This is a genomic window from Microtetraspora sp. AC03309 (assembly GCF_020826795.1).
In the GTDB taxonomy this organism is placed as follows: Bacteria; Actinomycetota; Actinomycetes; order Streptosporangiales; family Streptosporangiaceae; genus Microtetraspora; species Microtetraspora glauca.
In genome coordinates this window covers 125,649-134,498 of sequence record NZ_JADDIL010000016.1, presented here as the reverse complement: position 1 = coordinate 134,498, position 8,850 = coordinate 125,649, and the positions used below count along the sequence as shown (strand labels likewise).

Below are 8,850 nucleotides of genomic sequence, written 5' to 3'. Positions count from 1 at the left end.
GTGGCCCCACCGGTAAAGGGCATCATGCACCAGACCGACCCCCGCCTTCCCTCCCCCGGTCAGGCCGGTTACCGAGGCGGGCGCGCGACCTCGATCGTGCCGCCGAGCGCCTGGACACGGTCGCTGAGTCCGACGAGCCCGAACCTGAGCCGGCTGGTCGGCAGTGAGACGAGGACGAACACCGGGACGGCACCGCGGCCGGGACCGGCCCCGGAATGTCGGTGCCGCCTGGCAGAGTGCCGCCCGTGGCCCAACCATTGAAAGCGATGATCAACGACGAGTCCGTGGCGCTGCTCGCCGACGGCGTGGCGGCGTCCTGGGCGCCCTTCCCGCACGATCGTTTCGTGTCGGCGGCGACCGCGGGGCTCGACGAGCTGGAGCTCAAGGACCGTGTCCGCCATGTCTCATCGGCGCTGCACGAGGCGCTGGCGCTGCCGTTCCCCCAGGCGGCCGAGGTTCTGCGAGAGACGGTGAACCGGGTCCGGCTCGACATGTGGAGCGGCTGGCCGGCCACCGACTACGTGGGAAGGCACGGGCTCGACCATCTCGACGAGGCGATGGCCACGATCGCCGTGCTGACGCCCTATTCGACCGGCGAGTTCGCGGTACGGCCCTACCTGGACCGATACCGGGACGACGCTTTGAAGATCATGCACGGCTGGGCCGAGTCCGGCGACGAGCACCTGCGGCGGCTCGCCTCCGAGGGGTCGCGTCCCCGGCTCCCCTGGGGCTCACGCGTGCGGTGGCTGATGGAGCCGGGGCCGACACTGCCGATCCTCGACCTGCTGCGCGAGGATCCCAGCGAATACGTGCGCCGCTCGGTGGCCAACCACGTCAACGACCTCTCCAAGGACCATCCCGAACCCGCGGTCCGGCTGCTCGACCGCTGGCGTACCGAAGGCGGCTCACACGTCGAGAGGGTGCTGCGCCACGCGGTACGCGGACTGCTGCGCGCCGGACATCCGGGCGCGCTGCACCTGGTGGGAGCCACTCCGGGCAGCGGATCCGTCGACGCGCTCGTCCTGGAGACGGAGCAGGTGGCCGTGGGCGGGTTGCTGCGGTTCACCGCCACCCTCGTCGCCGAGTCCTCCGGCCCGCTCGTCCTCAGATACGCGGTGCGCCGCGACGGATCCCGGCGGGTCTTCCACCTCGGCGAGCGTACGGCCACCGATTCCGGACAGACGTTCACGGTGACGAGATCCCACTCGTTCCGGCCCGTCACGACCAGGAGCGAGCCTCCCGGACCCCGCCTCCTGGAGATCGTCATCAACGGCGTCGTCCGGGCGAGCATCCCCTTCACCCTGATCGGAGGCTGACTCCCCCGCCATCGGGCCACACGCGCGGCTCGCCGGACCCGCAACGGCCATCCGGGCCGGCAACGCTCCCGCCGCGTCGGCGTCGACGTCGGCTAGGCGTTCACGGGTTCGGGATGGGTGTAGCGGTCCCGCCCCGCCCAGAGCGCGACACACGCCTGCGCGAGCGCGACCACGGCGATGAGAGCGAGCACGGGGGTCCAGGAGCCGCTGCTGTCGGCGAGCCATCCGGCGGCGATCGGGCCGGTGGCGGCGAGCAGGTAGCCCACCGACTGGGCCATGCCCGACAGCTTCGCGGTGTGCAGGAAGGTCCGGGTGCGCAGACCGATGAGGGCGAGGGCGACGACGATGGAGCTGCCGGAGCTGATTCCCGCGATGACGGCCCACACCGGGCTCCAGTCGGGAGCCCACAGCATGCCGGCCATCGCGGCCGCCATCGGAACGCTGACCAGCGCACCGACCGCGCGCTGGTCCGCCCTGCGGCCCATGACGGCGGTCACCGCCAGCCCCGAGACGATGCCGACGGCCTGGAAGAGGAAGAGGTACCAACCGGCCGCGCCCGCGTTCACGCCTCGCGCCGTCTCGATCGTGGGCAGCCAGGTGACCAGGAGGTAGAAGGCCGTCGACTGCAGGCCCATGAACAACGTCACCTGCCACGCGATCGCCGACCTCCAGACGGGCCTTTCCCGTACGGCCGGAGCGTCCGGAGCCGCCGCCGCGGCCGAGGCGGCGGCCGCTCGGGCGCGCGTACCGCGCATGCGCACCGCCCAGACCGCCGCGGCCACGACCGCGGGGCCGGCCCAGACGGCCAGTGACCACCGCCAGCCGTCCCCGGTCGCCACGGCGATCGGGACGGCGACACCTGACGCGAGAGCCGCGAAGCCGGTCATGACGGACGTGTAGCCGCCGGTGACCCGCGAGACGGCGCCGGGATGGTCGCGTTTGACGATCGAGGGGACGAGCACGTTGCCGACGGCGATCGCCGCGCCGACCAGGGCGGTTCCGGCCCACAGCCAGGCGGCGCCGGGGAGCGAGCGGACGACGATGCCGACCGCCAGCGCGGCCAGCGCCCACAGGACCACGCGTTCCGCGCCGAAGCGCTGGCCGGGCACGTGGACGAGGGGGGACAGGACGGCGAAGGCCAACAGCGGAAGCGCGCCGAGGACACCGAGCGCGGTGGTCCCCAGACCCGTGTCGGCGCCGATCATGTCGAGGACCGGACCGACGGAGGTCAGGGCCGGGCGCAGGCACCCGGCCACGAGCAGGACGGCCACGAGCTTCAGAGCCGCGTGCCCGGTGCCGGAGCGGCCCGTGCCCGAGTGGCCCATGCCGGAGTGGCCCGTACCGGAGGAGTCGGGCGCGGAAGCGGTCGAGCCGGCGGAGACGCGGAAGGTCACGACGGCTCCCCGGAGACGGCACTGAGGAACTCGACCTCTCGGAACAGTTCGGCGGCGCAGACGCCCGCCCGGTCGGCGCTGCCCGCCTCGACGGCGTCCGCGAGCGCCTCATGGAGCGCGCCCAACTGGGGGTCCTCGGGAAGCGACGTGGTCCGCCGGATGGAGGCGACCATGCTCTCGTTGACCGCCTCGTACAGCCGCAGGAGCAGGGGGTTGCCGCCGGCGCGCATCAGTGCGCGGTGGAAGGCGGCGTCCGCCTCCACGTAGGCGTCCACGTCCAGGGCGACGGCGGCCGTGGCGCGGTCGGCCAGCGCGCGGCGCAACGCGCGGATGTCCTCTTCGGTGCGATGGCGGGCGGCCCGGACCGCGGCGGCGGTCTCCAGGATCGACCGCACGTCCAGGGTGTCCCCCAGCTCGTCGCCTCGCTGATCGCGGGTGATGATGGCCGCGAGTTCGTCCTTGGCGCGTACGTAGGTGCCGTCGCCGACGCGCGGCTCCAGCAGGCCCGCCATGCTCAGGGCCCGCAGGGCCTCACGGACGGTCCCGCGGCTGACGCCGAGGTCGGATGCCAACTGGTTCTCGCCCGGGATCCTGGATCCGATCGGCCAGGTTCCGTCGTCGATCAGGGTCCGGAACCTCTCGCAGAGCTGCATGACCAGCGGCTCCTGCCGCACCGGTGCCGTCATCCGTGGCAACACCGCTCCCATTTCCGTATAGATGTCCGACATTTGTACGCAGTGTATCCGACGGATCGAGCAGGGTCCCGGCGGCCATGAAGGGGGCGGCCTGTATCCTTCATGCATCTATCTTGTATCTATGAATGGGAGGAGCGCGGCGATGGCGGACGCGCGGCACGGGGCGGCGACGGCCCCGCTCCCGGCGGCGGACCGGGCGTACGACTTCACCAAGGAGCTCATCGTGAGCGGGCGGCTGCAGGGCGGAACGCTCATCAGCGAGGGTGAGATCGCCGAGCAGGTGGGGGTGAGCCGTACGCCGGTGCGGGAGGCGTTCCTGCGCCTCCAGGCCGAGGAACTGCTCCGGCTCTTCCCGAAGCGTGGGGCGGTGGTCGTGCCGCTGGCCCCCGGCGAGGCCGAGGACGTCATTGAACTGCGCGAGGCGCTGGAGTGCTCGGCGGCACGCCGCCTGCTGCGGCTGGACGACGACGCGCTCGGCCAGGTGGTCGAGCGGCTGCGGGAGACCGTGCGCGCGCAGTCGGGTCCGGCCAGGCGTCTGGACACCGGGGCGTTCGCCCGCGCCGACCAGGCGTTCCACCTGGCGATCGTCGCCGCGTCCGGCAACGGACTGGCCGAGCGGTTCTACGCCTCTCTCGGCGACCGCCAGCTGCGGATGGCGGCGCAGGCCCTGCAGCCCCGGCCCGAACGGCTGGCGGTGCTGGTCAGGGAGCACGGCGCGCTGGTCGACGCCATCGCCGGCCGTGACGTCCCGCGGTTCGAGGAGTCGCTGCGCGCCCACCTCGACGCCACCCACCGCGCGTTCGCGGCCCGGCGGCCGTAGGCGACGCCACCACGAGGCGACGGGGAAGACGACGGGCGACGAGATATGAAGAGCACGATCCACGACCACGCGCGCATCGCGACCGCGACCGGCCCCATGAGCGCGCCCGCCCGGCCTTGGTGGCTAGCGGCGGCGGCGATGTTCGGCTGCGGGTGGGGCGGCAACCAGTTCACGCCGTTGCTGCTGATGTACCGGCGGGTCGGCGGCTATTCGGAGGTGACCGTCGACGCCTTCCTCGCGGCGTACGTCGTGGGGCTGGTCCCGGGACTGCTGGTGGGCGGGCCGATGTCCGACCGCTACGGACGCAAGCCGTTGATGCTGGCCGGGATGGCGCTGTCAGTGCTGGCGAGCGTCGTCCTGACCGCGGGGGCGGCGGGCGAGACGTTCCTCTACGCCGGGCGGCTGCTGACGGGCGTCGGCGTCGGCGTCGCCATGGCGGTGGGCACGAGCTGGGTGAAGGAGCTGTCGCAGGCCCCGTTCGACCCGGTGGCGGACGCCGGAGCGGGGGCCAGGCGGGCCTCGCTGGCGCTCACCGCGGGCTTCGGGCTCGGCGCCGGAGTGGCGGGTGTGCTGGCGCAGTGGGGGCCGTGGCCCATGGTGACGCCCTACCTGGTGCACATGGCGGTCGCCCTGCCCGCGTTGGCCGGCCTGGCCCGGGTGCCGGAGACCCGCCCGCGTGCGGACCCGGCCGGGGGCCGCCGGAGCCTGTGGGCGGATCTGCGAGTAGCGTCCGCCGGGCACCGCCGGTTCCTGTGGGTCGTGGTGCCGATGGCGCCCTGGGTGTTCGGCGCGGCGGGCGTGGCCTACGCGGTGACGCCACAACTGGTCGCCGACCGTGTCGGCCACTGGGACCTGGCCTACGCCACGCTCCTGACCGTGCTCACGCTCGGCGCGGGTGTCGCGGTCCAGCCGCTGGCCAAGAAGCTGGGCGGGCGCTCCACGGCTCGGCCCGTCCTGACGGCGATGGCGCTCGTGACGGCCGGTATGGCGGTGTCCGCCTCGACCGCCGCCGCGCGGTCGCCGTGGCTGGGGTCGGCCGGAGCGGTGGTGCTGGGCGCGGCCTACGGCATCGCCGTCGTCTCCGGCCTGCTGGAGGTGCAGCGCATCGCCACCCCTGAGGACCTGGCCGGACTGACCGGCGTCTACTACGCCATCACCTACACGGGCTTCCTCGTGCCCGCCGTTCTGGCGGCGCTGTCCGCGGTGACCACGTACACGGCGATGCTCGCGGCCGGCGCCCTCCTTGCGTCGGGCTGCCTCGCGTTGATCGCGGTGGCGCTGCGAGTCCACGGCCCCGGATCGAGTCGGGAGCGGGTGTCCCGTACCGGTTGACGTCCGGCGAGTGGGCGGCTCCGGGGCCGGGCCGCCCTACCGCGCCGCCTCCCGGCGGCGCATCCTGACAGGAGGGGAACGAACCCGGGGAAGCGGGCGGATCGTGGCTCGCCCGGCGCCCATGAGAAGGAGGGAAAGGAGCCGCCATGCGCGACGAGGACGGGCCCGGCGGCGTGACCGGCGCGCCGCGCGCGGGCGAGCCGGGAGCGCGGACCTTCCCCTCGGCCGTCGTGCTCGCGATGTGGCTCCTGGGTCTCACCACGGTCATCGTCGTGCTCGACCTGCTCACGGGAGCCGGCATACGGCTGGCGCCACTGCTCATCTTCCTTCCCGCCTTCATCGCGGGCATCGGCACGGTACGGCAGACCGTGGTCGCGTCGGTGTGGGTGACCCTCACGGTCGTGGGCTCCGCCGCGTATGTCGGCGGCAGTCTCGCCGACAACGTGATCGCGATGGTCTTCACCGCGGGTTTCGGCGCGCTGAGCGTCATCGGCTGCCGGTACCGGATACACCGGGACGAGGAGGTCACCCGGCTGCGCTCCGCCGCCGCGGCCCTGCAACGGCAACTGCTCCGCCCGCTCCCCGTACGCACGGAAGAGGTCGTGGTCGACGGCGTCTACCAGCCGGTCGAGGAGGACAGCATGGTCGGCGGCGACATCTACGAGGTGGCGGCGTCGCCGTACGGAACCCGGGTGCTGATCGCCGACGTCCAGGGCAAGGGACTGCCCGCGATCGGCACCGCCTTCGCCGTCCTCGGCGCCTTCCGGGAGGCGGCCCATCGCGAACCCGCGCTCACCGTGATCGTGGACACGCTGGAGAGCGCGGTCACGCGGCACAACTACTTCGCCATGCAGACGGGCGAGCCGGAACGGTTCGTGACCGCACTCATCATCGACATCGACAGCGGGACGAAGGTGCAGACCGTCAACTGCGGCCACATCCCCCCGTACCTGCTGCGCGCCGGCCACGCGGAGCCGGTGGCCCTGCCCGGCACCGGGGTGCCTCTCGGGCTCGGGCGGCTCTCGCGGGAGCCGCACGTCGTGGAGCGGTTCGCCTTCCCGCACGAGGCGACGCTCCTGCTGTGCACCGACGGCGTCACCGAGGCCCGCGACGGGAACGGCGACTTCTATCCCCTCGGGGCGCGGCTGCGCCGGTGGGCCGACGTGCCGCCGGACCGGCTCGCCGCGACGCTCCGCGCCGATCTGGCCCGTTTCACCGGGGGCAACCCCCGAGACGACATCGCCGTGCTGGTCCTGCACCGCGGGTCCGCGCGCCACCCCGTCGTCAGAGCGGCCGACCGAGCGGTGTCGCGCGGACGTGTCGTCAACCGGCGGGCCGGGACGACGCCGTGAGCGCCACCGCGGCCTCTCCGGTGTACAGGAGGAAGGTCAGCGTTTCCTGGAAGTACAGCCGGATGCTCGTGGCGTCGTGGGACAGGTAGCCGATCGAGACGTCCTGCCCGATGCGCAGCTCGAAGTCTCCGCCGCGGGTGGACAGCAGGAAGGCCCCGTCGATGGCGGGCGCCCAGACGATCCGGCCGTCCAGCAGCCGGGCGATGTGCTCGTGGATCGGATAGCCGTGGTCGGATGTCTCGCTCACCGCGGTGTAGGCGTCGGCGCTGAGAGCCAGGGTGTACGGGCCGCCGACGCCCGCCAGCCGGAGAGCGGTCACCGCCCGGCTGACGGCCTCGGGATAGTCGCGCGCCTCGGACGGCAAGGTGATCGCCGGGTTGGAGGAGCCGTCGCGGATGCCGGTGACACCGGCCGCGGCGTACCCCTCGAAGATCACACGGTCCTCGGCGAAGGCGATCCTGCGCGCCGCGTCCTTGACGGGCTGCCAGTCCGCGTCCTTGGCTCCGCGCTCGACGTCGTCCACCTGCTGCCGTTCGACCGTGAACGGCACCCGCAATTCGACGAGGGACTGAGAGCGGCGCGCGTGAGCGACGACGCCCTCGGCGGGAGGGTCGATCGCTTCCAGGTGTCCGGTGGCGACCGCCGACAGCTGGACACCGCCGGGGCCGGGGACGTCGACGACGCGGCGGCCGGCCACGTGGCGCTCGAACGTGCGCCGCGCCTCGTCCTCCAGGTCGGCCCAGGCCGCGGCGGAGATCGGGGCCAGTTCACGGTGCAGATTGTTCATCGGGCGCCGCTCCCTTTCAGATCGCCGATCCCCAGGGACCCCTCGGACGCGGGCCGGACATCAGACGCGGACTCGGCCGCTTCCGCCCCCGCGTCGGTCACGGCGTCGGTCACGGCGGTACCGCAGGGCGCGTCGGGCAGGTCGTCGAGGAGGTCGGCGCTCGGGACGAAGAACAGGGTGCCGGTCACCGCGGTGGAGAAGTCCAGGATCCGGTCGTGGCTCGCCGGCGGGGCGCCCAGGAACATCCGCTCCAGCATCCGCTCGGTGACCTCCGGCGTGCGGGAGTAGCCGATGAAGTACGTGCCGAACTCGCCGGGCCCTACGGCCCCGAAGGGCATGTTGTCCCGCAGGATCTGCCGCTCGGTGCCGTCAGGGTCGACGATCGTGGTCAGCGCGACATGGGAGTCGGCCGGTTTGACGGCGTCGTCCAGCTCGATGTCGGACAATTTCGTGCGGCCGATCACCCTTTCCTGGGCCTCGACGGGCAGTGCGTTCCACGCCCGCAGATCGTGCAGGTACTTCTGTACGATCACGTAGCTCCCGCCCGCGAAGTCCGGGTCCTCGTCACCGATCAGAACCGCCGCGCCCGCCACCGGGCCGACCGGGTTCTCGGTCCCGTCGACGAAACCGAGCAGGTCGCGTACGTCGAAGTACTTGAATCCATGGACCTCGTCCTGGACGGTCACCGCGCCGCGCAGCCGATCCATGATCTGGGACGCCAGTCCGAAGCACAGGTCCAGCCGCTGGGCCCGGATGTGGAACAGCAGGTCGCCGGGGGTGCGCACCGCGTGGTGGACGGGGCCGGCCAGCTCACGGAAGGGATGCAGCCCGGCCGGGCGCGGCCCGCCGAACAGCCGGTCCCACGCCTGCGACCCGATCGCGGCGACACAGCTCAGCGCGCCCTCCGGCGCCCGGAAACCGACGGCCCGCTGCAACGCCGGCACATCGGCCAACAACTCCCGCGCGACCGACTCGCCGCCGGGGTCGACCGTGACCACGAGGAAGATCGCCGCCCTCGTCAGCGGGCTCAGCACCGGCTGCGGGATCGCACCCTGGTCGGGCTCCGCCATCGCCGCCCCCTCCTCACGCGCCACCCCGAGGTTCCGCTGGTCCGGAAAGGACCACCACCCACCGAACGTACACATGAGGCTACT

8 protein-coding genes are annotated in these 8,850 nt (G+C 72.8%); 4 read left to right on the top strand and 4 right to left on the bottom strand.

The window, feature by feature from the left end:
* Positions 1-266: 266 nt before the first annotated feature.
* Complete coding sequence (locus tag IMZ11_RS12125; RefSeq protein WP_228640763.1) at positions 267-1,316, top strand: hypothetical protein; 1,050 nt, start codon at positions 267-269, stop codon at positions 1,314-1,316.
* Positions 1,317-1,408: 92 nt separating this feature from the next.
* Here the strand turns inward: IMZ11_RS12125 and IMZ11_RS12120 are convergent, their stop codons facing one another.
* The gene (locus IMZ11_RS12120; RefSeq protein ID WP_228640761.1) at positions 1,409-2,710 is read right to left on the bottom strand and encodes an MFS transporter; all 1,302 of its coding nucleotides are present in this window, start codon (positions 2,708-2,710) and stop codon (positions 1,409-1,411) included.
* The gene (locus tag IMZ11_RS12115) at positions 2,707-3,438 is read right to left on the bottom strand and encodes a FadR/GntR family transcriptional regulator (RefSeq protein ID WP_228640759.1); all 732 of its coding nucleotides are present in this window, start codon (positions 3,436-3,438) and stop codon (positions 2,707-2,709) included. The genes IMZ11_RS12120 and IMZ11_RS12115 overlap by 4 nt, the downstream gene beginning before the upstream one ends.
* Before the next feature lie 109 nt (positions 3,439-3,547).
* Between IMZ11_RS12115 and IMZ11_RS12110 the strand changes: the two genes are divergently transcribed.
* The 3 genes from IMZ11_RS12110 to IMZ11_RS12100 all read left to right on the top strand — a co-directional run bounded on the left by IMZ11_RS12110 (position 3,548) and on the right by IMZ11_RS12100 (position 6,909).
* Positions 3,548-4,225, top strand: coding sequence for a GntR family transcriptional regulator (locus IMZ11_RS12110; RefSeq protein ID WP_228640757.1), 678 nt, complete (start codon positions 3,548-3,550; stop codon positions 4,223-4,225).
* 45 nt (positions 4,226-4,270) lie between these two features.
* The gene (locus IMZ11_RS12105; RefSeq protein WP_228640755.1) at positions 4,271-5,557 is read left to right on the top strand and encodes an MFS transporter; all 1,287 of its coding nucleotides are present in this window, start codon (positions 4,271-4,273) and stop codon (positions 5,555-5,557) included.
* Between the two features lie 146 nt (positions 5,558-5,703).
* On the top strand, positions 5,704-6,909 hold the full coding sequence (locus IMZ11_RS12100) for a PP2C family protein-serine/threonine phosphatase (protein ID WP_228640753.1): 1,206 nt from the start codon (positions 5,704-5,706) through the stop codon (positions 6,907-6,909).
* On the opposite strand, the gene IMZ11_RS12095 is transcribed toward IMZ11_RS12100, so the two are convergent.
* Positions 6,881-7,696, bottom strand: coding sequence for a family 1 encapsulin nanocompartment shell protein (locus IMZ11_RS12095; protein ID WP_228640751.1), 816 nt, complete (start codon positions 7,694-7,696; stop codon positions 6,881-6,883). The two genes, IMZ11_RS12100 and IMZ11_RS12095, sit on opposite strands and share 29 nt — an antisense overlap.
* Complete coding sequence (locus tag IMZ11_RS12090; RefSeq protein ID WP_228640749.1) at positions 7,693-8,766, bottom strand: Dyp-type peroxidase; 1,074 nt, start codon at positions 8,764-8,766, stop codon at positions 7,693-7,695. The genes IMZ11_RS12095 and IMZ11_RS12090 overlap by 4 nt, the downstream gene beginning before the upstream one ends.
* Positions 8,767-8,850 lie beyond the last annotated feature (84 nt).